This window comes from Methylocystis echinoides (genome assembly GCF_040687965.1).
GTDB classification, from domain to species: domain Bacteria; phylum Pseudomonadota; class Alphaproteobacteria; order Rhizobiales; family Beijerinckiaceae; genus Methylocystis; species Methylocystis echinoides_A.
Window position 1 is genome coordinate 3254242 of sequence record NZ_CP156084.1, and the last position, 23557, is coordinate 3277798.

Sequence of the window (23557 nt, forward strand, 5' to 3'; positions counted from 1 at the left end):
ATCTGCTCACGAATGAACTTGAGTTTAAATAACAGCCTGAATCGCGCGTTTACCCAGACTTGCGGGCTTTGGGTGAATCAAAGTTGAACCGAAAGCGGCAAGTTTGGCGTAATGCGCTGGATCGCTAAGGATTCGCGGGCGACTGTTAAGAAGCCGCTGGGCTTTTATTAATCTTTGCGGAAACAGAAGGGAGCAAGAGTGGCGAAATACGATCTCGCGGTTGTCGTCGCGCGCTTCCAACCCGTGCAGAACTCGCATTGCGTCCTTCTCGAGCATGCGCTCGCGCAGGCCCATCGCGCGCTTGCGCTCGTCGGCTCCTCTGACGCCGCGCGCACGCCCAAGCAACCGTGGAGCTATGCGGAGCGCGCCGAGATGATCGCGGCCGCGCTCGGGCCGGCGGCGTCGCGCGTCACGACGCTGCCGCTGCGCGACCATCTCTACAATGCGCACCGCTGGCGCGCCGAAACGCAGGCGCAGGTGGCGCGCGTCGCAGGCGACGCACAATCCGTCGCGCTCTTTTGCGCGGCGCACGACGCCCGTGCGTTTCCGCAATGGGCGCAGATTGTGATCGATCTGCCGCCGGCGCCTTCGGCTGAAGCAATTTGCGAAGCGCTCTTTGCAGATTCAGACAGCGGCCTGCGCTTGATCGAAGACCATACGCCGGAGGCGGTCTTCGACATGATCTCGACATTCTGCCGTTCCGGCGCCTTTGCGCGTCTGCGCGAAGAATATCGCATCATCCAGGCGGAACGCGGGGCTTGGGCCCAGGCGCCGTTTCCGACGATCTTCGTCACGGTCGACGCCGTCGTCGCACATTCGGGCCATGTGCTGCTCGTCGAACGCCGGCATGATCCGGGGCGTGGGCTGTGGGCGCTGCCGGGCGGCTTCGTCGAGCCGCACGAAACAGTGCGCGACGCGGCGATCCGCGAATTGCGCGAAGAGACGATGATCGAGGTTTCAACCTCGGCGCTGCTCGGCCATCTGCGCGACGCGGTCGTGTTCGACGACCCGCAGCGGTCGCTGCGCGGGCGCACGATCACCCACGCCTTCTTCTTCGACTTTCCGTCGGGAGATCTGCCGGAGGTTCAAGGCGGCGACGACGCAGCTTGCGCACGCTGGGTCCCGATGCATGAAATCAGCGGCATGCGATCGCGCATGTTCGAGGATCACTTCTTCATCCTCGAACATTTTCTTGGTCTCGATTGAAGCTGAGCGCGCGGACTTTCCCGCTCCCCCGCCTGCGGGGAGAGGGCAGGGCGACTGAGCGTCAGCCTTCCTGACGCGGGGCGGGGCGGGCGCGCGCCTCTCTGCGGCGTCGGCGCTCCCGCAGACGCGGCGCGTCGACGTCCTGGCCAGCCTCGAAGGTCAGGCCGAAATACATGATGATGAGAAGCGCATTGACGCCGATCAGCCAATAGCCGCCGACGAAAAAGCCCGGCATGCTCAGGGTGAGAAAGATCTGCGCGCTGGCGATGAGCAGCCAGAGCACGCCGCCCCAGGGCGTCGCGAGCCAGAGGCCGACGCCGGCGACGAGATCGAGCACCGCGAAAAAAATCACCGCGAAGGCGGCGTTTTGCGGCATCGTGTCGAAGATCGACTGTTTGGCCATGAGCACGATGCGCCAGTGCATTAAGCCCTGCATCAGCCAGAACAGCGCGACGATGCGCATGAAGCGCGACAGCAGCATGCCCCATTTGGCCGCGTCGCCCGCGGGGCCGGGATCGCCGACCCGGATCGGACGATAAGGATCGTCGCCGTCGTCATAGATGCTGGGATCGGCCATCAACGGTCCTTTGGCGGAGCCGGACGCGGGCCTCCGGCTCGATCAAACCCCAAATCATTGCCCCCGGCGCGCGCGGGCGGCGAAGCGGACGGCTTCCTCGGCGGCGCGGAACAACGCCTTCGCCTTGTTCGCGCACTCGCGGTTTTCATATTCGGGCTCGCTATCATAGACGACGCCCGCGCCGGCCTGCACATGCATCTTGCCGTCTTTGACGATCGCCGTGCGCAACACGATGCAGGTGTCCATCTGTCCCGCAGAGCCGAAATAGCCGATGCAGCCGCCGTAAATGCCGCGCTTGTCGGTCTCGAGTTCGTCGATGATCTCCATGGCCCGCACCTTGGGCGCGCCGGAGACCGTGCCGGCGGGAAAGCCCGCCGCGAGCGCGTCGATGCAGTCGAAACGGCTCTCGTCCAACTCGCCTTCGACATTCGAGACGATATGCATGACGTGGCTGTAGCGCTCGATCGTAAAACTGTCGGTGACGCGCACCGTCCCGGTTTTCGCGACGCGGCCGACGTCGTTGCGGCCGAGATCCAGCAGCATGAGATGCTCGGCGCGCTCTTTCTCGTCGGCGAGAAGTTCGGCGGCGAGCCGCTCGTCCTCGACCTTGTTCTCGCTGCGCCAGCGCGTGCCGGCGATCGGTCGGATGGTGACCTTGCCTTCGGCGACTCGCACGAGAATTTCCGGGCTCGAGCAGACGATCTGAAACGCGCCGAAGTCGAGGAAGCAGAGGAACGGCGCGGGATTGACGCGGCGCAGCGCGCGATAGAGCGCGAAGGCGGGCAGCGCGAAAGGCGCGGTGAAACGCTGCGAGAGCACGACCTGAAAAATATCGCCCGCGCGGATATATTCCTTCGCCCGCTCCACCATCTCGAGGAAACGGGACTTCGGCGTGTTGGAAACCGGCTCTTCGGCGAGGAGCGCGGGATCGCAGCCGGCGTCGCGATGTTCGAGCGGCGCCTCCAGCGTCGCGACGACCCTGTCGAGACGCGCCAGCGCCGCCTCATAGGCGGCCTTGGCGGCGACGCCCGCGCGCGGGCGCACCGGGGTCACGATGGAGATTTCATCGCGGACAGTATCGAAGACGACCATGACGGTCGGGCGGATGAACAGCGCGTCCGGAACGCCGATCTTGTCGTCCTTGGCGGGCGCCAGCCGCTCCATCTGGCGCACCATGTCGTAGCCGAGATAGCCGAAGACGCCGGCGGCCATTGGCGGCGACTGCGGCGCGGCGGCCGGGATGGCGGATTCCGCGATGAGCTGGCGCAGCGCCGCGAGCGGCGCCACGCCACAGGGCGCAAAGGCGTTGGCGTCCGCGAGCGCGTCGCGGTTGATTTCGGCCCGGTCGCCCACCGCGCGGAAGATCACGTCCGGGTCGAGGCCGATCATCGAGTAGCGCCCCCGCGCGGCGCCGCCCTCGACCGATTCGAGCAGGAAGGTCGAGCCGGCGCGCTCGCGCGAGAGTTTCAGATAAGCGGAGACCGGCGTCTCCAGATCGCCGACGAGGCGCGTCACGACGAGCCTCGGACGTCCGGCGTCGTAATCGGCGGCGAAAGCCCCGAAGTCGGGCTCGAACACGGCGCCTGTCACTGTTCTTCCTTGCCCACTCCGACGGCGGCTTCGAGCGCCTTCTGATTGATCTCGACGTTGAGCGCCTTTTCGAGGCCGCCGACATATTGCTCGAGGAGATCGTTCTGCACGGCTGGCTTGAGCTGGTCGGCGATGATCTTGGATTCAACGGAGTTCGGGTCGAAGGGCGGCGTCTGCGCGTCCTTCACGACGAAGATCAGCCGGCCGTTGTCGACCGTGGCGGAGCCCGCGCCGCCGGGCGGAACGTCGAAGAACTGCACGATGGTGTTGACCGTGAAGTCGGGCCGCTGCGCGCGCTTCACCTCGGTTGCGCGCTTCACCTCGAGTTTGAGCGCCTTGGCGGCGTCCTCGATGGACTGCCCGCCCTTGATCTTGGCCACGATCTCGTCCGCTTTGGCGGAGAGCGCCTTCTGGGCGTTTTCCGCGCGCATGGTTTCGGCGACCGAGTCTTTCACCTCTTCGAACGTCTTCTGGCGGGCGGGCTCGATGGCGTTCACCTCGAACCAGACATGGCCGCCGTCGCGCGTCGCGACGGTTTCATTGTCCACGCCGATGTCGGAAGCGAAGGCCGCCTTCAAGAGGTCGGCGCCGGCGGGAACCTCGATCGCCTTTCCGTCCTTGCCGCGCCCCGCGTCGTCGACGCCGTCGATCACGCGGGTCTGGACGCCCGCCGCGGCGGCGGCTTCGGCCAGCGTCTTGCCGGCGGCGCGCTGATCCTCGATCGCATCGTGCAGCTTGCTGACCTGCGGGCCGGCGCGCTGCGTCGCGATCTCGGCCTTGAGCTCGGTCTTCGCCTGGTCGAAGGTCTTGGTGGTCACCGCAGGCGAAATCTTCTTCACAACGGAGATGACCGTGCCGAAGGCGGTCGTCACCGGCTCCGCGACGCCCGGCTGCGGCAAGGCGAAGACGGCGTCGCCGACCTTGGCGTCGCCAAAGTCGCGCTTCTCGACGAGGCCCAGATCGACGTCCTTGGGATTGCGCTTCAGCTCGGCGGCGAGCGCGTCGATGTCCGCGCCGCCCTTGAGCTTGGCGACGGCGTCCTGCGCTTCCGCGTCGGACTTGAAGACGAGCTGGCGCACCTCGCGCTTCTCGGGCGTCCCATAGCGCTTGCCTTTGACGTCGTCATAAAGCTTGCGCGCGTCGTCGTCGGAGACGTCGGCGACCTTGGCGATGGTGGAGGGGCTCGCCTCAACGACCGTGAGCTTGCGATATTCCTTGGCGCGGAACGTCTGCTCGCGGTCCTGGAAATATTTCTTCAGCTCCTCCTCGCTCGGCTTCTGAGCGTCGCCGGCGGCGGAGACAGGCAGGACGAAATAGTCGACCGAACGGGCCTCGTTGCGGAAGCGATGAATGGCCTCGACCATCAGCTTCGGCGGCTCGACGCCGGCGATGACGATGTCGGTCAAGGCCTTGCGAAGATAGGCGGCCTTCTGGTCGGCGAGGAAGCCGCGCTCGGTGTAGCCGGCGTCGCGGGCGATGGCCTTGAACTTGTCCGCGTCGAAGGCGCCGTTCGTCTGGAACGCCTTCTCGTTGGCGATGATGCGCTGGGTCGTCTCGTCGCTGGAGGCGAGGCCGAGGTTGCGCGCCTTCTGGTCGAGGGCGACGTCGGTGATCAGGCGCTCCAAGACCTGCAGGTCCATGCCGGCGCGATGGGCCTCCTCGGCGGTGACGGCGCGGCGCATTTTCTGCTGCACGCGGCGCAGATCGTTCTGGAAGGCGGTGCGGAACTGGTCGACCGTCACCTCGCCGGCGCCCACTCGGGCGAGGCGCTGCGCCGTGAAGCCGCGGAAGACGTCTCCGACGCCCCAGATCGCGAAACTGATCACGATGACGCCCATCACAACCGCCATGATGGCGCGGCCGATCCAGTTCTGCGATGCGACGCGCAGGCCCTCGAGCATTTTTCCGGTTCCCTTATTTCCGATTTTTGGGGGCGTGCGGCCCCGATTTGGCGGCGGACTATAGGGAGGGGCGCGGGCCGTGGCAATGAGCCGCGCGCATATCCGCGCCCGCGCGTCGATTTGCGACATTGCAAGGCCGAGCCTGGGCCGCCAGTCTCGCATCCGTCGCGCGGCGCCAGGCGTGGGCCGAAGCCCGATGCGCTTTTCAGCAATGGGATGAGAATGGACGAAACCAGAAACGAGATCGCCGCCGATTCCGTCACAGCGCTCGAACAAGCCGCCGGCGCGGTCGAAGCGGAACCGCAGGACGCCGCTCCGGCGCGCGCCGCGGTCGAGCCTGCGCCGCAGCGAGAGGACGTCCGCCGGCTGCGCGCCGATTCGGAGGCGATCCGCCACGCCTTCGAGACGGGCGAGTTTCCCTACAAGACGCGACTGTCGAACAAGGTCTACCTCGACCATATGGCCGCCTTGCAGGTCGAGTTGCTCAAGGCCCAGAACTGGGTCAAGGAGGCCGGCCAGCGCATCGTCGTGCTGTTCGAGGGCCGCGACGCCGCCGGCAAGGGCGGCACGATCAAGCGGTTCATGGAGCATCTCAACCCGCGCGGCGCCCGCGTCGTCGCGTTGGAGAAGCCCACCGAGCGCGAGCGCACCCAGTGGTATTTTCAGCGTTACATCCAGCACCTGCCGGCGGGCGGCGAGATCGTCTTCTTCGACCGCAGCTGGTACAACCGCGCCGGCGTCGAACGCGTCATGAACTTTTGCACGCCGAACGAATATCTCGACTTCATGCGCCAGTGTCCCGATCTCGAGCGCATGTTCGTAAGCTCTGGCGTCAGACTCTACAAATACTGGTTTTCCGTGACGCGCGAGGAGCAGATGCGCCGCTTCAAGGCGCGGCAGACCGATCCGCTGAAACAGTGGAAGCTGTCGCCCATCGATCGAGCCTCCATGGATAAATGGGACGATTACACCGAGGCGAAGGAGGCGATGTTCTTCTTCACCGACACAGCGGATTCGCCCTGGGTCGTGATCAAGTCCGACGACAAGAAGCGCGCGCGCCTGAATTGCATGCAGCACTTCCTGTCGAGCCTCGATTATCCCAACAAGGACCACAGCGTCGTGCGCGGCCCCGACCCGCTGATCGTGGGAGCCAGCGCGCATGTCATCGGCCGCAGCGAGCACATCGTCGGCAGGTCGCTGACGATGGATCTCGAGAAAAAGCGCAAGCGCGGGTAGTAGGCGCCGCTGAGGTCGAGGCGCGCCGCCAGCGCGCCTCACTTTTGTCGGGGTATGCGCAAGATCTCGCCGCTTCAAGGCCTCCGAGCAAAATTTTTTCATCGAAACTACGTTCAAAATCAATAGGCTACTTGCCGCGCAGGCGCTCCTCGCGTATCAATCGAGACGCTGACGCTGTACGGGAATGAATAGACCGGCGGCAACGGCTCCGGGGCGAGCGCTTGGCCCGCGGAGCTTCAAGTATAAATGCGGCGACGTACGCAACGCCAAGCGCCTCATAAAGGAACCTCCATGCTGCGATCTTTTGGTCTCGCAGGAATGATGACGTGTGTACTCATTTCTGCGCCCGCCAATGCTTTCGATGTGGTCCGTCATGACTATGGTGGACGCGTTGAACCTTACGTCGCGCGTCTGTCTGCGGCCCAGTCCCGTGGCGAGCCGGTGCGCATTGGTCCGGTCGAGTGCGACTCCTCCTGCACGCTCTACCTCGGCGCGCGTAACAGCTGCGTGCACCCGGGCGCCGTTTTCGGCTTCCATGCGCCGTGGGTCGGCGGTCCCAACAGCGGCGTCGTCGATCCGCAGATGACCGCCGTGTTCGCCTCGGCCTACAAACCGCCGCTGCGCCGCATCTTCATGAACCACGTGCGCGCCACGCGCGGCATGGTTCCGGGCCCGCTGCTCAAGCTTACGGGCGTGCAGCTCGCGAGCCTCGGCTATCGCCTCTGCGGCTACTGATCGGACGGCTCAAGGGCAGGCGGCGGCGCGGTTTGGGTTTCGCGTAGCGCGCCGGCTTCACACCAGCCCTTGCTCCAATTTACGATCCAGCAGACGCTGAGCATGACCGGGAACGATCAGAACGCCGACGACGGTCGCCAGCGCCGCTCCGGAGTCGAACCCGAACAGGCCGATCGCGGCCGCGACCGCGACTTTGAAAAAGTTGCTGGCCCCATAAGCGCAGAGGGGCCGGCGACGCAATGGCGCGCGCGCCGCACAAGCGGTTGAGCCCCTCGGCCAGCGCCGCGTTGACATCGACGCCCCAGTGCGCATGAGCGGACGAGACCGGCCCCTCGTCCTTCGAGACGCGTGCTTCGCACGCTCCTCAGGATGAGGGTCCTTGCATTGCCAAATCTTCTAAAAGCAAATTGACAAGCAGTCCTCATCCTGAGGAGCCGCCGCAGGCGGCGTCTCGAAGGACGAGGACTGCGGCTCCAGCGTTTGAAGATGTCGCGGAGAGCTTGCTTCCAATCGGGTCGGAAAGGCCTCGCCAGCGGCATTGCCGCAGACGGTAACTCTGCGGGGGGCCCGGCTCGCTGAAAATGTCCCGACCTTTCGAGGCGAAGCCTTCGGCTGGATGGCGGCGGCCGGCGGCTTCTGCATTTCTACCTCCCATTATATAGGAATATATACAGGTCCATGACGCTGCGCCTGCTGGCCGCATTGCGAGTCCGCGATCTTCTGTTACCTAAATCGAACGATCAGAGGATTCGCGCCCATGACTCGCCGCCCGCTCGTCGCCGGTAACTGGAAAATGAACGGGTCGCTCGCATCCCTCGCCGAGGTCGCGGCCATGGGTGGAGCCTATGATGTGGCGCTGAAGGCGCGGGTCGAGCTGATCGTCTGCCCGCCCGCGACGCTCGTCGCCATGGCGGTCGAGGTCGCGACGCGCTTGGGGATCGGGCTGGGCGGCCAGGATTGCCATGTCGACGCCAGCGGCGCGCATACGGGCGACATTTCCGCCGAAATGCTCAAGGACGCCGGCGCGTCCTATGTCATCGTGGGCCACAGCGAGCGGCGGGCCGACCATGGCGAGACCGACGCCATTGTGCAGGCCAAGGCTGCGGCGGCGCTGCGGGCCGGGCTCACGCCGATTGTCTGCGTCGGCGAGACCCGCGCCGAGCGCGAAGCCGGCGACGCCCTCGCCGTCGTGGGGGCGCAGATCGACGGCTCGCTGCCCGCCGACGCGCCGGACACGATCGTCGTCGCCTATGAGCCGGTCTGGGCGATCGGCACGGGGCTGACGCCAACGCCCGCCGACGTCGCCCAGATGCACGCCTTCGCACGCGAACGGATCGAGCAGCGGCTCGGCGGCGGCAAGAGCGTGAACGTGCGCATTCTCTACGGCGGCTCCGTGAAGCCGGCCAACGCCCAAGAGCTGATGAGTATCGCCAATGTCGACGGCGCGCTGGTCGGCGGCGCCAGCCTCACCGCCAAGGACTTCGTGGCGATCGCCGACGCCTATCGCTTGATCGGCGCGCTTTCGGCGTGAGGACAGGCAAGGCTTGCCGCCTTGCGGCGCCGCCGTTATAAGCGCGGCGCTTATCTTTCCAGCACTCCAACTAGACGAGGCGATGCGCTCTCATGGCGATCGAACGCACTTTTTCCATCCTCAAGCCCGACGCGACCAAGCGCAACCTCACTGGCGCCATTAACGCCCTCATCGAGGGCGCGGGCCTGCGCATCGTGGCGCAGAAGCGCATCCGCATGACCCGCGAGCAGGCCGAGACCTTCTATGCGGTGCATAAGGAGCGTCCCTTCTTCGGCGAACTCGTCGACTTCATGATCTCCGAGCCGGTCGTCGTGCAGGTGCTCGAGGGCGAGAACGCGATCGCGCGCTATCGCGAAGTCATGGGCGCCACCAATCCGGCCAACGCCGCGCCGGGCACGATCCGCAAGGAGCACGCGCTGTCGGTCGGCGAGAACTCCGTGCATGGCTCCGACGCGCCGGAGACGGCGGCGATCGAAATTGCGCAGTTCTTCTCCGGCAACGAGATCGTCGGCTGATTTGCAGCGCCGCGGTGTCCTATACCCGGCGCTGGATGACCTCGCTTCGCTCGCAATGACGGTCTTCTCGTCATTGCGAGGAGGCGACGCCCACAAAGCGCCCCATGGCGCAGCGCATTACGTCTGCGCTTCTTCAAAATACCGCCCCATTATCCTGTCGCGATAGGCGACAAGGTTCGGCTTCGAGAGCGCCGCGTCGCGCGTCGGCGAATTGGTCGCCGGATCCATGAGCACCGCGAGCATGCCGAAGGCGGAGGCGTCGGCGGCGCAGGGCCGCTCGCCGAAGAGGAACGGTTTGTCGCCAAGGAGCGTCGCCAGCGCCTCGACGTCGCGGGCGCCGAGAAGGGCGAGCTCCGACGCGCTGAACCGGGCGACGCCCTGCTGCCAGAACCGCCACAACAGACCCCGCCGGATCGCCCATTTGCCGATCGCGCGCGCCGGCGCCGGCAGAAGTCGGTCGAAGACCGGGCCGGGACCGTGCGCGAAATTATCGTCATCCTTCCAGCGATGCAGCGCGATGATCCACATCAGGTGATCCTCGCAAAGCTTCTCGATCGCTACGGCCTGCGCCCGTTCGAGCGGCGACAGGCCTGCGTCGAAATCGATCCCGCGGGTCTTTTCGAGATGCAAGCGGATAAAGGTCGAATCCGCGATAATCACGCCGTCGTCGTCAATGTATGGGAGCTTGCCCTTGGGCGCGCGACGAAAGCCGGTCGTATCCACCGCGAAGCCGACGCCGGCGATTCTCAGGAGCGTCATCGCCTTGATGACGAAAGGCGAGAGATCCGGCAGGCCGGGCGCGGGGCCGAAGCCGTAGAGTCTAACCATTCGTGACCCCGTCGCCCGCCGGCGCGACGAGACGCGCGTCGCTTTCCGCCAGCGCGCCGAGCACGCGGTTGCCCTCGACGCGCACGGCGCCCGACGCCACGAGGCGCAGCGCCAGCGGATAGATCACATGCTCCTGTGCGAGAACGCGCGCGCCGAGGGTCTCGGCGTCGTCGCCATCGAGCACCGGCACGGCCGCCTGCGCGACGATGGGGCCCTCGTCCATTTCCGGCACGACGAAATGCACCGTGCAGCCATGGATCTTCACGCCGTCGGCAAGGGCGCGCTCATGCGTGTGCAGGCCGCGATAAGCCGGCAGCAGGGCAGGGTGAATATTGAGAATCCGCCCGCGCCACTGGCTGATGAACCAGGGCGTGAACAGGCGCATGAAGCCAGCGAGACAGAGGAAGTCGATGCGATAGGTCTCGAGGACGATTTGAAGCGAACGCTCGAACTCCTCGCGGCCGGCATAGATCTTGTGATCCACGGCCGCGACAGCGATCCCGGCGGCTTTCGCCTTGGCGAGACCCGGCGCGTCCGGACGGTTGGAGAGCACGAGCGCGATCTGCGCCGGAAACTCCGGCGCGCGCGCCGCGGCGATCAGCTCGTCCATATTGGAGCCGCGGCCGGAAATGAGAATGGCGGTGCGCAGGCGGGTCATTGCATTGCAGCTCCACGGCGCCTTCCCTCTCCCGCAAGGGGAGAGGGGCCGCTCATGAGGGAAGGGCGCCTTAAAGCCCCAACGCCCCTTGCATCAAGACGCGTTCGCCCTCGCTCGCGTCGATGGCTTGGCCGATCCGCACCGGATGCTCGCCAACGTCGCGGAGAACCTTCTCCGCCTCGTCTGCGCCCTCGCGCGACGCGAACACGACCATGCCGACGCCGCAGTTGAAGGTGCGCAGCATTTCGCTCGCCTCGATCTCGCCGGTCTTGGCGAGCCATTTGAAGACGCGCGGGACAGCGAAGGTCGAGAGATCGAGCGCGACGCCGACGCCCTTGGGCAGGACGCGCGGCAGATTTTCTGGAAAGCCGCCGCCGGTGATGTGCGCCATGGCGCGAATATGCGGCGTACGCTTCAGCGCCGCGAGCAGCGGCTTCACATAAATCCGCGTCGGCTCCAGCAGCGCGCGGGCGAGCGTCATCTCCGGCGCGTAAGGCGCGGTCGCGTTCCAGGAGAGGCCCATGTCTTTCACGACTTTGCGCACGAGCGAGAAGCCGTTCGAGTGCAGGCCGGAGGAGGGCAGACCGAAGGCGACGTCGCCCGGCAGCACGGGGCGCGGCAGCAGCGCCCGACGATCGACCGCGCCGACGGCGAAGCCCGCGAGATCGAAATCGTTTCGCGCATAAAGGCCCGGCATTTCCGCCGTCTCGCCGCCGAGGAGCGCGCAACCCGCTTGGACGCAGCCGTCGGAGACGCCCTTGACGACTGCGGCCGCGACCTTCGGGTCGAGCTTTCCGGTTGCGTAATAGTCGAGAAAGAAAAGCGGCTCGGCGCCCTGCACGATGAGGTCGTTGACGCACATGGCGACGAGATCGACGCCCACTGTGCCGTGCAGGCCCGATTCGATCGCAATCTTCACCTTTGTGCCGACGCCGTCGTTTGCGGCCACGAGCAGCGGATCAGAAAAGCCCGCCGCCTTGAGATCGAAGACGCCGCCGAATCCGCCGATCTCGCCATCGGCGCCGGCGCGGCGCGTGGCGCGCACAAACGGGCGGATCATGTCGACGAGGCGATTGCCGGCGTCGATATCGACGCCCGCGTCTGAGTAACTGAGCCCTCTGGCTTTTTCTTGCATGGCGCTGTCCCGTCGGGCCCTCCCGCCCGCTCGGGGTTAATGGGCAATGCGAACCCCGCTGTCAAATGAGCCGCGATCGGCTAGCTTCTGTGCGTTTGCACAAAGATTTGCTGCGCCGCCGCGCCTACCGTTCAGCGCGATGGAGGAGGGACGATATGTCACCACGTTCACGCATTGACGATCTCGCGGCCGCGCGCGACGCCGGCGTCATCGACGCCGCGACCTACGAGCGGCTTGCGACGTTTTTGGCCGCGCGCCCCGCCGCGCCCGCTCCGGCGGATCAGTCGCCGCGCTACGATTTCGTTCACGTGCTTTGGTATGCAGGGGCGCTGATCGTGCTTGGCGCCATGGGCATGTTCTCGACCATGGCCTTCGGCCTCTGGGGCGACGGCGCCTTACTGGCGACGGCCGTGATCTATGCCGCCCTGTTCCTGCTCGCCGGCGCCATTCTCTGGCGGCGGGGTCTGCGCACGCCGGGCGGGCTGCTCGTCACCTGCGCGGTCGGCATGGCTCCGCTCGGCATTTACGCGCTGCAGTCGATTCTTGGCCACAGCCCCATCGACGCGCCCGGCGGCTATCGAGACTTTTACATCTGGATCAAGTCGAGCTGGCTGCCGATGGAGGTCGGCACGATCGCGGCGGCCTCGGCCGCGCTGCTGTTCTTCCCGTTTCCGTTCCTTACCATGATCATCGCCTTTTGCCTGTGGTTCATGTCGATGGATCTGACGCCCTGGCTGATGCGGGTAGAGGAGTTCACCTGGGATCAGCGCGCGACCGTCAGCATGTTTTTCGGGCTGATTGTCATCGCTCTCGCCTGGCTGATCGATCTGAAGAAGTGGAAGAACGGCGACTTCGCCTTTTGGCTGCACCTTGGCGGGCTCCTGGCCTTCTGGGGCGGGCTCACCGCGCAGCACAGCGGCGGCGAATTGGGCAAGGCGCTTTATTGCGGCATCAACGTCGGGCTCATCTTCCTGTCGATTTTCCTGATGCGCCGCGCCTACGCCGTGTTCGGGGCCATCGGGGTCACGATGTATCTCGGCTATCTCTCGGCCGACGTCTTCAAGGATTCGATCCTGTTTCCGTTCGCGCTCTCGGGCGTCGGCGTGGCGCTCATCGCCTTTGGGCTGATGTTCCACAAATACGGCCCGGCGCTCGGCGGCGCCCTGCGGGAGCTTTTGCCGGAGCATCTTCAGGGCCTGCGGCCCGCCCATGCGCGGGAACAAAGGGGCTGACGGCGCCCCTTCCCATCCGCAAAAGGGAAGAAGTCTGCGTAAGGCGCAAGCGCGCACCTGAGCAAATGATTGCGATTTGGACGTCCAGCGGCTATATTGCGGTCATTCCCATCATGGACGGTCGAGCCTAATGGGGTCGCCGCCGCCGAAAAGGCGCGGCGCCGGACGCTCCCCCCATGCCCGCACCCAAGGAGATTCTTCAAGATGAGCAACGCCCCCTTGATGCCGAAGGCGACGGCAGTCTGGCTCGTCGAAAACACCTCGCTGACGTTCGATCAGATCGCCGAGTTCTGCAAACTGCACCCGCTGGAGGTGAAGGGCATCGCCGACGGCGAGGTCGCGGCCGGCATTCGTGGCCATGACCCGATCACCTCGGGCCAGCTTACCCGCGAGGAAATCGCCCGCGGCGAACGCGACACGCGCCATCAGCTCAAGCTCTCGGTCTCCAAGGTCGTCGTGCCGGAGGTCAAGAAGGCGCGGGGCCCGCGTTACACGCCGCTGTCGCGCCGCCAGGACCGGCCCAACGCCATCTTGTGGCTCGTCCGCAACCATCCCGAGCTCAAGGACGCGCAGATCATGCGCCTCGTCGGCACTACCAAGGCGACCTTGAAGGCGATCCGCGAGCGCACCCACTGGAACTCCGCCGCGCTCACGCCGATGGACCCGGTGACGCTCGGCCTCTGTTCGCAGATCGACCTGGACTTCGAGGTCAACCGCGCCGCCAAGGACCGGCCGGCGGTCGTCGAGGATCATGGCCAGACGCTCGTGCCCGCCGCCGTCACCACGGGCCATCGCGAGCCGACCACGACCGAAGACGTCTTCGGCAAGCCGACGACGCCCGTGCGCCCGGCGGAGGACGAGGACAATTTCGATGCCGACCGCGTCTTCGGCCGTCTCAAGGACGTCGATTTCGGCGAATGAGGCCAGAGGCGGCCGGCAAGCGGCAGACAAGCGGAAAATTGCATATATCCTGCAAGCGACGATCCGCTTGCTTGCGCTTTTGGAGTCTTCCTTGATGTCCGCATCCGCCTATGATCGCGATCTCGACCGCAATCCGGCCAATTTCCAGCCCCTGACGCCGCTGACCTTTCTCGCCCGCGCGGCGGCGGTCTTCCCCGACCGGATCGCGATCATCCACGGCGGCTTGCGGCGCACCTATCGTGACTTTTATGCACGCAGCCGACGCCTCGCCGGCGCGCTGGAGAAAGGCGGGATCGGGCGCGGCGACACCGTGTCCGTGATGTTGGCCAACACGCCGGCGATGCTCGAATGCCATTATGGCGTCCCCATGGTCGGGGCGGTGCTGAACACGCTCAACACACGTCTCGATGCGCCGATCCTCGCCTTCACGATCGACCACGCCGAAGCCAAGGCGCTGATTGTCGATCGCGAGTTCGCAGACCTCATGCGCGAGGCGCTGGCGCTTACCAAGTCGAAGCCGCTCATCATCGACTACGACGACCCGGAATACAAAGGTTCGGGCGAGCGGCTCGGTTCGATCGATTACGAGGATTTTCTGCTCGGCGGCGATCCCGATTACGCCTGGGCGCCGCCGCGCGACGAATGGGACGCCATCTCGCTCAATTACACGTCGGGCACCACGGGCGACCCCAAGGGCGTCGTCTATCACCATCGCGGCGCTTATCTGCTGGCGCTCGGCAATATTCTCACCGGCGACATGGGCCGGCATCCCGTCTATCTGTGGACGCTGCCGATGTTCCACTGCAATGGCTGGTGCTTCCCCTGGTCGCTTTCCGTCTCCGCCGGCACGCATGTCTGCCTGCGCCAAGTGCGCGCCGGCCATATGTACGAGCTCATGGCGGAGCATGGCGTGACCCATCTCTGCGGCGCGCCGATCGTCATGTCGACGCTGCTCAACGCCACCGACCCCGAGAAGAAGCCGTTGAAACAGACGGTGCGATTCTTCACCGCCGCCGCGCCGCCGCCGCAGGCGGTTCTCGCGGCGATGCGGGCCGCGGGCTTCGACGTCACCCATCTTTACGGCCTGACCGAAACCTATGGTCCGGCGGCCGTGAACGAATGGCAGGAGCGCTGGGACGATCTCGAGGCGGCTGCGCAGGCGAAAATGAAAGCCCGGCAGGGGGTTCGCTACAGCGTCCTCGAGGACCTCGACGTCATTGATCCGGAAACCATGCAGCCCGTGCCGCGCGACGGCGCCACCATGGGCGAGGTGATGTTTCGCGGCAATATTGTGATGAAGGGCTATCTCAAGAACAAATCCGCGTCAGAGAAAGCCTTTCACGGCGGCTGGTTCCACTCGGGCGATCTCGGCGTGATGCATCCCGACGGCTATATCCAGCTCAAGGACCGCTCCAAGGACATCATCATCTCCGGCGGCGAGAATATTTCCTCGATCGAGGTGGAGGATATTCTCTTCAAGCATCCCAAGGTGAGCGCCGCCGCGGTCGTCGCCGCGCCGGACGACAAATGGGGCGAGACGCCTTGCGCCTTCGTCGAGTTGAGGGACGGGGAGAGCGCGACGGCCGAGGAGATCATCGCCTGGTCGCGCACCCATCTGGCGCATTTCAAATGCCCGCGCCATGTCGTCTTCGGGCCGCTGCCGAAGACCTCCACGGGCAAGATCCAGAAATATATTTTGCGCAATCGCGCGCGCGAGATGTGGCCGGGCGGGGCGTCGACGGCGAGCCTGTAAGAAATGAAAAGCGCTTCCCGAGGCCTAAGTCCGGAAAGCGCGCTTCTTGAAAATGGCTACTTTAAAGCTCTGTTGAAAACAGCACAGCCAGCAACCGCTGTCGCGACTGCTGGCTGGTGTCGACTAGCGATACGCTGGCGGCCAGACCCGCGTTCCGCCGAATTGTCGATTTAGAAGAACAGGCCCAGGCAGCCGCCCGCGAGCGCGCCGACGACGGCGGCCGCGATGGTGTTCGGCAGACCGCCGAGCGCAGCAGCCGCGAGGCCGCCAAGGAGAACGGCGCCGACGCCAGCGAAGATGTAGGTGTTCGTCGTGATTTCGAGTTCTTTGTCAGCCATTTTCGTCACTCCTCTTTCGTTCCCAGAGCCGCGCCTTATTTTCTGTTTTTCTAGCGCTTTGCCCCCCACCGTGCGGCGGACGCGTCATTTCGACGCAGGCAAAAGGTATCATAAGTTTCGCCGCTGTCCAGCCAGGAGCGCATTTTTCCGCGACAACATGTCGCAGATCGTAACACCCTGAAAAAACTGCCTCTGCGAGGCTGTGGAGCGCAAAATCTGTCGCGGCGGCGGAAAAAAATTTTGTCGCCGCCGCACAAAGTTCGCGCCGGGCGGCGCTGAACCGAGAGCGCGAGGACATCGGCGGACGGAGCGGGGCCGCCCTGGGCGCCGTGAAAACTGAGAGTCGTTTTCATTCCCGGCGGGCGCTATAGGGACGGCCTATGACAGAGACCCAATCCGCCGCCGCTTCGACCCCCTCTTCCGATTCGCGACGCTTCAGCGCGATTCTCGCGCCGCTGCGCCCGCTGCTGCCCTACGCATTGCGATACAAGCAGACGATCGCGCTCGCCTTCGCGGCGCTCATCGTCGCGGCGGGGGCGACGTTGACCTTGCCCGCGGCCGTGCGCGGCATGATCGACCATGGCTTCACCGCCGACAGCGCGGGGACAGTGAACGCCTATTTCGGCGCGATGATCGGCGTCGCCGCGACCCTCGCGCTGGCTTCCGCCACGCGCTACTATTTCGTGATGACGCTCGGCGAGCGCGTGGTCGCCGACCTGCGCGCCGATCTCTTCAAGCATCTCACCGCGCTCGACGCCGCCTTTTTCGACACGGCCAAGACCGGCGAGCTTTTGTCCCGCCTGACCGCCGACACGACGCTGCTGAAATCCGCCTTCGGCTCTTCGGCGTCGGTCGCCTTGCGCAACATTTTCATGTTCATCGGGGCCGTTGTGATGATGTTCGCGACGAGCCCGAAGCTCGCGGGACTGGCGCTGGCGGCGATCCCGGTGATCGTATTGCCGCTCATTGCTTCGGGACGCAGCGTGCGGCGGCGCTCGAAACATGCCCAGGACATGCTCGCCCAGGCGGCCGCCTATGCCGGCGAGAACCTGTCCGCCGTGCGCGCCATGCAGGCCAATGGCGCGCAGGCCTCGACCGTCTCCCGGTTCCGCCGCGCAGTGGAGACCGCCTATGAGGCCGCGCAGGCGGCGACGCTGATGCGCGCCTTCGTGACGGCGGGCGTCATTCTCGTCGTCTTCACCAGCATTGTCGCCGTTCTCTGGCTCGGCGCGCAGGACGTGCTCTCCGGGCGTATGAGCGCCGGCCTGCTCTCGCAATTCGTGCTCTACGCCGTGCTCGGCGCGAGTTCGCTCGGCGAATTGTCCTCGGTGTGGAGCGAAGTGGCCGCCGCCGCCGGCGCCGCGACGCGCATCGCAGAAATTCTCTCGGTGAAGCCGAAGATTGTCGCGCCGCCTTATCCGACGCCCGCGCCGGCGCGTTGGCGGGGGCAAATATCTTTCGACCATGTCGTCTTTTCCTATCCGACGGCGCCCGATCGCGCGGCGCTGCGCGACCTCTCGCTCGTCGTCGAGCCCGGCGAGCGCGTGGCGCTCGTGGGCCCATCGGGCGCCGGCAAGTCGACGCTGTTTTCGCTGCTGCTACGCTTCTACGACGTCGACAGCGGCGCCATCGCGCTCGACGGGGTCGACGTCCGCGCGCTCGATCCGCTCGATCTGCGCGCCGCCATCGCGCTCGCGCCGCAGGACCCGGTGATTTTCGGCCTGAGCGTCGCGGAAAACATCGCCTATGGCCGCGAGGGCGCGACGCGGGAGGCGATCGTCGCCGCCGCCAAGCGCGCCCAGGCGCATGCATTCATCGAGGCGCTGCCGCAGGGCTACGACACGCTGCTCGGCGAGCGCGGCGTCACGCTCTCCGGCGGCCAGCGCCAGCGCCTCGCCATCGCGCGGGCCATTCTCGCCGATGCGCCGGTTCTGCTGCTCGATGAGGCGACCTCCGCGCTCGACGCCGAGAACGAGGCCGCCGTGCAGGCGGCGCTGCACGACGTGATGGCCGGCCGCACCAGCATCGTCATCGCGCATCGCCTCGCCACCGTACTCGAGGCCGACCGCATCATCGTGCTCGACGAGGGCCGCATCGTGGAGGAGGGGACGCACGCGACGCTCAGCGCCGCCGGCGGCCTTTATGCGCGCTTGGCGAAGCTGCAGTTCGACACGGAGCGGGCGGGGGCGGCGTAGCGCCAGAAGCGCTGGCCCATCCGCGGAAAGCCGTCTACTCTCGCGGGCGGTGCATTTCACCGGAGCGTCGCCATGTCCCAGGAAGCGCGCAACACAGCCATTTTGCAGGAAGCTTATCGCCTTTGGGCGGACACGAAGGGCGGCAGCGTCGACCACTGGCTGTCGATCATGGCCGACGAGATCGACTTTGGTTCGCTCGCCATGGGCCGCGTGAGCGCGGTTGAATTCACCAAACAGCGCTATTCTCCCGAAGGCGTCGAGAGCTATCTGCGCGCGCTCACCAACGACTGGGAGATGATCAATTACGTCGTCGACCACTTTGTCGGCCAGGGGGACCGGGTGGTCATGCTCGGCCGCACGGCCTGGCGCTACAAGGCCAACGGCAGGGCGGTCGATACGCCCAAGGTCGACGCCTGGCGTTTCAACGCGGACGGCAAGGCCGTCGAGTTCTTCGAATATTACGATACGGCGGCGATGTTCGAAGCGGTGCGGGACTGACGCGCGCCAGCGGGAGCCGAAGCTGAGCGCCGTGCGAAGCGGACGCATCGCCGGCCGCCGCCAAAGATGAGGCGCGCTGCAGGGCGTCGCTTCGCGCCATTTGCCTTTGCAAGGAATAATGCTAAGAGCACCCGCCAACCCTCAAAGGCGCGTTTCATCGCCGCCTCGCTCGAAACAGGAGTTGGCCCATGGCCCATTTGCCCGCCGCGTTGACCGAAGCTCTCACTTTCGACGACGTGTTGCTGCGGCCCGGCCATTCCCGCGTGATGCCGTCTGCGGTGGATATCTCGACGCGCCTCACCCGCGAGATCACGCTCAATCTGCCGATCGTCTCCGCCGCCATGGACACGGTGACCGAGGCGCGGCTCGCCATAGCCATGGCGCAGGCGGGCGGCGTCGGCGTCATTCACCAGAATCTGTCGCCCTCCGATCAGGCCGCCGAGGTGCGCAAGGTCAAGCGCTACGAGAGCGGCATGGTGGTCGATCCCATCACCATCTTCCCTGACGCGACCCTTGCCGACGCGTTGCATCTGATGGCGTCGAACGGCATCTCCGGCATCCCCGTCGTCGAGCGCTCGGCGACCGGCGGCAAAGGCCGGCTCGTCGGCATTCTGACGAACCGCGACGTGCGCTTCGCGCAGGACAGGCGAGAGCCGATCGCCGAGCTGATGACGAAGAAGCTCGTGACCATCCGCGAGGGCGTGGGGCAGGAGGAAGCGCGCCGGCTGCTGCACGAGCACCGCATCGAGAAGCTGCTGGTCGTCGACGAGGATTATCGCTGCGTCGGCCTCGTGACGGTGAAGGACATCGAGAAGGCCACGCAGCACCCCAACGCCTGCAAGGACCCGGAAGGGCGCCTGCGCGTCGCCGCCGCCTCGACGGTGGGCGATCACGGCTTCGACCGCGCGCTGCAGCTCATCGACGCGGGCGTGGACTGCATCGTGATCGACACGGCGCACGGCCATTCGCAGGCGGTGATCGATCAGGTGGCGCGCGTGAAGCGCGAGACCAACAAAGTCCAGATCATCGCCGGCAACATCGCCACCGCAGAGGCGGCCAAGGCCTTGATCGACGCCGGCGCCGACGCGATCAAGGTCGGTATCGGGCCGGGCTCCATCTGCACCACGCGCATCGTCGCGGGCGTCGGCGTGCCGCAGCTCACCGCCATCATGGAAGCCTCCGCCGAGGCGCGCAAAGCCGACGTGCCGGTGATCGGCGACGGCGGCGTGAAATATTCCGGCGATCTCGCCAAGGCGGTCGCGGCGGGCGCGGAAGTGGTGATGATCGGCTCGCTCTTCGCGGGCACGGAGGAATCGCCCGGCGAGGTGTTCCTCTATCAGGGCCGCTCCTTCAAGGCCTATCGCGGCATGGGCTCCGTCGGCGCGATGACGGCGGGCTCGGCGACGCGCTATTTCCAGGGCGACGTGAAGGACCAGCTCAAACTCGTGCCCGAGGGCATCGAGGGGCAGGTGCCCTATCGCGGGCCGATCTCGCCCATCCTCTATCAGCTCGCCGGCGGCCTGCGCGCCGCCATGGGCTATGTCGGCGCGCCGACCATCCGCGAATTTCAGGACCGCGCGCAATTCGTGCGCATCACCAACGCCGGCCTGCGCGAGAGCCACGTCCACGACGTGGCGATCACCCGAGAAAGCCCGAACTATCCGACCGGTGTGTAGGCGCTCCGAAGGGGCGGGGGCCGTTCGACGCCCCCGCTATTTTGTGAGCCCCACAGACGGCATCATGATCCTGCTGTACACTTTGTTTAGCGCGTCTGTGATGGCGGGGCCCTCGCTCGCCTCGAAAAACCATTCCGGCGACGAGGCGCAGTAGTCCTGCAATGCTTTCCCGTACCAGTCGGTGGGTTCCTGATGGGGTTTCACACTCGTATCGTAATATGTGCTGTAACCCGGCATGAACTTGATGTAGGGCGTATAAATTACGATGACGACGGGGTCGCCGGGTCGGCGCCTCGTTCCATCCTTCTTGAACCCTGTGCAAGTTAGACTATCGTATCCAACGGCCTTTACAATATCGTTTCCGTCGTGGGGCTGCGTATAATGTACGACGCCATCTGTTATGATTATCACGTAGTCCTGCGCGGTTCCTTTCGCCTCGGCGTCACCCGAGCCATTCAGCTTGTAGGCGAGTTTGCCAAGCACATCGCCCATATTGGACTGACCGGTTTCGTTGTCCTCCGCGTCTCCCAGCACGATCTTGTCTTTGATCCTGTCGATCACGTTTGGATAATTATCCGTCCGACCCGTGTAATCCAAACTATCCTTATACATTGTCGAAATGCTGAAGCGATAAACGTTATTCCAGTCCTTTATCGCATCGTTCACCGCACTATTAATCTTACTCTGACTGAGGCCGGCCTGTGTCGCATTGTTCCTTGCGGCGTCGGCCGCCGCGGTCTTCATTTGAGAGACCTTTTGATCGACGGCGGAGACGAACGCCAACATCGCATTTCGGATGTAGTCGAGCCGCGTCTGAATGCCTAATGCGCCAGCGACCGCCACGTTGGCCGTCGTCAATCTCCCGTTTTTTCTGGTCAGGTAGCCGGGGATTTGGACAGGAAGCGTTTCGTCGCCGTCCCTCACGTCGTGGCACGCGAAAACGCACCCGCCGGGCGTGTAGAGCGCGAGCCTGTCCCTGTCCGCCTGAGCGCCCCCGACGCTCATGGATTGCGAGACGTCGACAAGGAAATAGATGTTCTTGTAATTCTGAGTATACTGGATGCCTGCCGTCGCCTCGACAGTCCCGGAGATCGGAAGGGTCTTGAACCCGAGGACCTTCGTTAAAGAGGCGTCAACCGCGCCGGAGTATACGCCCCGAGAGACAACGGCGGCGTCGTTCACCGTAGTCGTGATGTCCAGTTTGGCGTCTCTGATTTTCGGGTCGACGCCCGCCTTGAAGATCGCTTGAGCTTTGGCGTTCGCTTGAGAGATCGCTACGTCGGTCAAAGCCTTCGCGGTCTGCTGCTTGATGTCTATTTCTTGCCATTTCGAATATTGGCTGTTTTTCAAATACAGGTTGTAGGAATACCAGTCGACGCCATCCGCGGCGCTGAGAAAGCCTCTGGCGGCCTGAAGGACGGCTGCGTCGGCCGCCGACTTCAAATTGCCCTTCACCCGCAGCGCCGAACCATAATCAATCGCCGCGCCGGCGAGGAAAAGCGCCGGCGCCAGCGTCAGGCCGAAGATCACGGCGACGACGCCGCGATTGTCCCTCCCGAAGGCGGAGAGCCGCGCAGCGGCCCCGCGCTTGAACTGCCCAAACAACATTGCGCGCCCCTTTTTCCCTGTGTCGATCGAGCGAGGACAAAGGCGACTATGGCTGCCGAAGGCTTGACAGAAGCTTTACAGTAAGGCCCGTTTCTTAAGGCGACGCCGAAGGTCGGCAGATCTTTGCGCAGGCGCGCTTCCATGCCTGTCGCCGCTCCGACGCGCGTCGCCCTTTCGGGCGAGGGCTTCCGCCGGGTCGGGGGTTGTGGTAGCGCAGGACGCAAGCTTCGCGCGCCTCGGGGGCGGCGGGGCGCAGCTACAAAGAAGAGCTGTAGGGGAGAGAAGAAATGTCCGGACTTCGGATTGTCGCCACTGGCGCGTTGCTGCTGTTTCCCGTTCTCGCGCAGGCGGACGACTTGCGCGCCGACGCCGCCGCCGTCTTCAAGCCTATCGATCCGGCGAGCATCAACACGGTGGTGAAGAACAACGCCATCACCCCGGCGAAGATCGAACTCGGCCACAAGCTGTTCTTCGATCCGCGCCTCTCGAAGAGCCAGATCATCAGCTGCAACAGCTGCCATAACCTCGGCACGGGCGGCGTCGACGCCGGCCCGACGTCGATCGGGCATGGCTGGGCCAAGGGTCCGCGCCGCGCGCCGACGGTGCTCAACGCCGTCTTCAACGTCGCCCAGTTTTGGGACGGCCGCGCCACCGACCTCAAGGCGCAGGCCAAGGGTCCGGTGCAAGCCGACGTCGAGATGAACAACACCCCGGCGGCGGTCGAGGCGACGCTCAAGAGCATGCCGGGCTATGTGGCGGAGTTCAAGGCCGCCTTCCCGAGCGACGCCAATCCCGTCACCTTCGACAATATGGCCAACGCCATCGAGGCCTTCGAAGCCACGCTGACGACGCCCAACTCCAAATTCGACAAGTTCCTCGCAGGCGACGCCGCCGCCCTGAACGACACGGAGAAGAAGGGCCTGCGCCTGTTCATGGACAAGGGCTGCAGCGGCTGTCACAGCGGCGTGAACGTCGGCGGCAACGGCTACTTCCCGTTCGGCGTCGCGCAGAAGCCGGACGCCGCCATTCTTCCGGTCGCCGACCGCGGCCGCGCCAAGGTCACCAACAATGACGCCGACGCCTTCGTGTTCCGTTCGGCTCCGCTCCGCAACGTTGCGCTGCGCGCGCCTTATTTCCACAGCGGCGCGGTGTGGACGCTCGAAGAGGCGGTCAATGTGATGGCGAAGGATCAGCTCGGCGCGACCCTGACGCCGGACGAGAACGCGGCCATCGTCGCCTTCCTGGGGTCGCTCTCGGGCGATCAGCCGAAGGTGACCTATCCGATCCTGCCGGCCCGCACCAAGGACACGCCTCGGCCGCAATAGCCATCACGAACAAAGGGGCGGGTCTGGTAGGCTCGCCCTTTTCTTTTGTCGCAAAAGCGCAGTCTTCGCCTGCTACGGGGCGCGTCTCGACGTGGCGGG

At 65.2% G+C, this 23557-nt stretch carries 20 protein-coding genes and 1 pseudogene; 12 read left to right on the top strand and 9 right to left on the bottom strand.

Annotated features, from left to right (window positions below):
- Positions 1-198 precede the first annotated feature (198 nt).
- On the top strand, positions 199-1206 hold the full coding sequence (locus tag RVU70_RS15925) for a bifunctional nicotinamide-nucleotide adenylyltransferase/Nudix hydroxylase (protein WP_363348020.1): 1008 nt from the start codon (positions 199-201) through the stop codon (positions 1204-1206).
- Between the two features lie 61 nt (positions 1207-1267).
- On the opposite strand, the gene RVU70_RS15930 is transcribed toward RVU70_RS15925, so the two are convergent.
- Genes RVU70_RS15930 through RVU70_RS15940 form a run of 3 tightly spaced genes read right to left on the bottom strand, consistent with a single transcriptional unit; the run spans position 1268 to position 5274 of the window.
- Positions 1268-1783 carry a DUF6163 family protein gene (locus RVU70_RS15930; RefSeq protein WP_363348022.1) on the bottom strand — a complete coding sequence of 172 codons (516 nt, stop codon included), beginning with the start codon at positions 1781-1783 and terminating at the stop codon, positions 1268-1270.
- Positions 1784-1837: 54 nt separating this feature from the next.
- Positions 1838-3373 carry an anthranilate synthase component I gene (gene trpE, locus RVU70_RS15935; RefSeq protein ID WP_363348024.1) on the bottom strand — a complete coding sequence of 512 codons (1536 nt, stop codon included), beginning with the start codon at positions 3371-3373 and terminating at the stop codon, positions 1838-1840.
- Positions 3370-5274: a SurA N-terminal domain-containing protein gene (locus RVU70_RS15940; protein ID WP_363348026.1), complete on the bottom strand. Its 1905-nt coding sequence runs from the start codon at positions 5272-5274 to the stop codon at positions 3370-3372. Before RVU70_RS15940 ends, trpE begins: the two co-directional genes overlap by 4 nt.
- Before the next feature lie 222 nt (positions 5275-5496).
- Between RVU70_RS15940 and ppk2 the strand changes: the two genes are divergently transcribed.
- Positions 5497-6510, top strand: a complete 1014-nt coding sequence (gene ppk2, locus RVU70_RS15945; protein ID WP_363348028.1) for a polyphosphate kinase 2 — start codon at positions 5497-5499, stop codon at positions 6508-6510.
- Between the two features lie 363 nt (positions 6511-6873).
- Positions 6874-7245, top strand: a complete 372-nt coding sequence (locus tag RVU70_RS15950; RefSeq protein ID WP_363348030.1) for a hypothetical protein — start codon at positions 6874-6876, stop codon at positions 7243-7245.
- Here the strand turns inward: RVU70_RS15950 and RVU70_RS15955 are convergent.
- Positions 7239-7534 (bottom strand): annotated as a pseudogene (locus tag RVU70_RS15955) (arsenic resistance protein); the annotation flags it as partial. The gene RVU70_RS15950 and the pseudogene RVU70_RS15955 sit on opposite strands and share 7 nt — an antisense overlap.
- 468 nt (positions 7535-8002) lie before the next feature.
- On the opposite strand from RVU70_RS15955, the gene tpiA reads away from it, so the two are divergent.
- Both tpiA and ndk read left to right on the top strand, forming a co-directional pair.
- Complete coding sequence (tpiA, locus tag RVU70_RS15960) at positions 8003-8776, top strand: triose-phosphate isomerase (protein ID WP_363348032.1); 774 nt, start codon at positions 8003-8005, stop codon at positions 8774-8776.
- 92 nt (positions 8777-8868) lie between these two features.
- Entirely contained in the window at positions 8869-9291 is a 423-nt protein-coding gene (ndk, locus tag RVU70_RS15965; RefSeq protein ID WP_281927358.1) for a nucleoside-diphosphate kinase, read from the top strand.
- A 117-nt stretch (positions 9292-9408) separates the two neighbouring features.
- On the opposite strand, the gene RVU70_RS15970 is transcribed toward ndk, so the two are convergent.
- The 3 genes from RVU70_RS15970 to purM all read right to left on the bottom strand — a co-directional run bounded on the left by RVU70_RS15970 (position 9409) and on the right by purM (position 11912).
- On the bottom strand, positions 9409-10119 hold the full coding sequence (locus tag RVU70_RS15970; protein ID WP_363348034.1) for a glutathione S-transferase family protein: 711 nt from the start codon (positions 10117-10119) through the stop codon (positions 9409-9411).
- On the bottom strand, positions 10112-10777 hold the full coding sequence (purN, locus tag RVU70_RS15975) for a phosphoribosylglycinamide formyltransferase (protein WP_363348036.1): 666 nt from the start codon (positions 10775-10777) through the stop codon (positions 10112-10114). The genes RVU70_RS15970 and purN overlap by 8 nt, the downstream gene beginning before the upstream one ends.
- Before the next feature lie 70 nt (positions 10778-10847).
- Positions 10848-11912 (bottom strand): phosphoribosylformylglycinamidine cyclo-ligase, encoded by a 1065-nt coding sequence (purM, locus tag RVU70_RS15980; protein ID WP_363348038.1) that lies wholly within the window; start codon positions 11910-11912, stop codon positions 10848-10850.
- Between the two features lie 155 nt (positions 11913-12067).
- On the opposite strand from purM, the gene RVU70_RS15985 reads away from it, so the two are divergent.
- From RVU70_RS15985 to RVU70_RS15995, 3 genes are all read left to right on the top strand, one after another.
- Positions 12068-13144, top strand: coding sequence for a hypothetical protein (locus RVU70_RS15985; protein ID WP_363348040.1), 1077 nt, complete (start codon positions 12068-12070; stop codon positions 13142-13144).
- 204 nt (positions 13145-13348) lie between these two features.
- The gene (locus tag RVU70_RS15990) at positions 13349-14065 is read left to right on the top strand and encodes a cell cycle transcriptional regulator TrcR (protein ID WP_363348042.1); all 717 of its coding nucleotides are present in this window, start codon (positions 13349-13351) and stop codon (positions 14063-14065) included.
- Between the two features lie 94 nt (positions 14066-14159).
- A complete protein-coding gene (locus tag RVU70_RS15995) occupies positions 14160-15818 on the top strand; it encodes an acyl-CoA synthetase (RefSeq protein WP_363348044.1) in 1659 nt (552 codons plus the stop codon).
- A gap of 170 nt (positions 15819-15988) precedes the next feature.
- Here RVU70_RS15995 and RVU70_RS16000 read toward each other — a convergent pair whose 3' ends face one another.
- On the bottom strand, positions 15989-16156 hold the full coding sequence (locus tag RVU70_RS16000; RefSeq protein ID WP_363348046.1) for a hypothetical protein: 168 nt from the start codon (positions 16154-16156) through the stop codon (positions 15989-15991).
- A 380-nt stretch (positions 16157-16536) separates the two neighbouring features.
- Between RVU70_RS16000 and RVU70_RS16005 the strand changes: the two genes are divergently transcribed.
- The 3 genes from RVU70_RS16005 to guaB all read left to right on the top strand — a co-directional run bounded on the left by RVU70_RS16005 (position 16537) and on the right by guaB (position 20525).
- Positions 16537-18351: an ABC transporter transmembrane domain-containing protein gene (locus tag RVU70_RS16005; RefSeq protein ID WP_363348048.1), complete on the top strand. Its 1815-nt coding sequence runs from the start codon at positions 16537-16539 to the stop codon at positions 18349-18351.
- Positions 18352-18423: 72 nt separating this feature from the next.
- Positions 18424-18849 carry a nuclear transport factor 2 family protein gene (locus RVU70_RS16010; RefSeq protein ID WP_363348050.1) on the top strand — a complete coding sequence of 142 codons (426 nt, stop codon included), beginning with the start codon at positions 18424-18426 and terminating at the stop codon, positions 18847-18849.
- 188 nt (positions 18850-19037) lie between these two features.
- Positions 19038-20525: an IMP dehydrogenase gene (gene guaB / locus RVU70_RS16015; RefSeq protein ID WP_363348052.1), complete on the top strand. Its 1488-nt coding sequence runs from the start codon at positions 19038-19040 to the stop codon at positions 20523-20525.
- A 36-nt stretch (positions 20526-20561) separates the two neighbouring features.
- Here guaB and RVU70_RS16020 read toward each other — a convergent pair whose 3' ends face one another.
- The gene (locus RVU70_RS16020) at positions 20562-22133 is read right to left on the bottom strand and encodes a pilus assembly protein TadG-related protein (protein WP_363348054.1); all 1572 of its coding nucleotides are present in this window, start codon (positions 22131-22133) and stop codon (positions 20562-20564) included.
- Positions 22134-22420: 287 nt separating this feature from the next.
- Between RVU70_RS16020 and RVU70_RS16025 the strand changes: the two genes are divergently transcribed.
- On the top strand, positions 22421-23458 hold the full coding sequence (locus RVU70_RS16025; RefSeq protein WP_363348056.1) for a cytochrome-c peroxidase: 1038 nt from the start codon (positions 22421-22423) through the stop codon (positions 23456-23458).
- Positions 23459-23557: the final 99 nt, after the last annotated feature.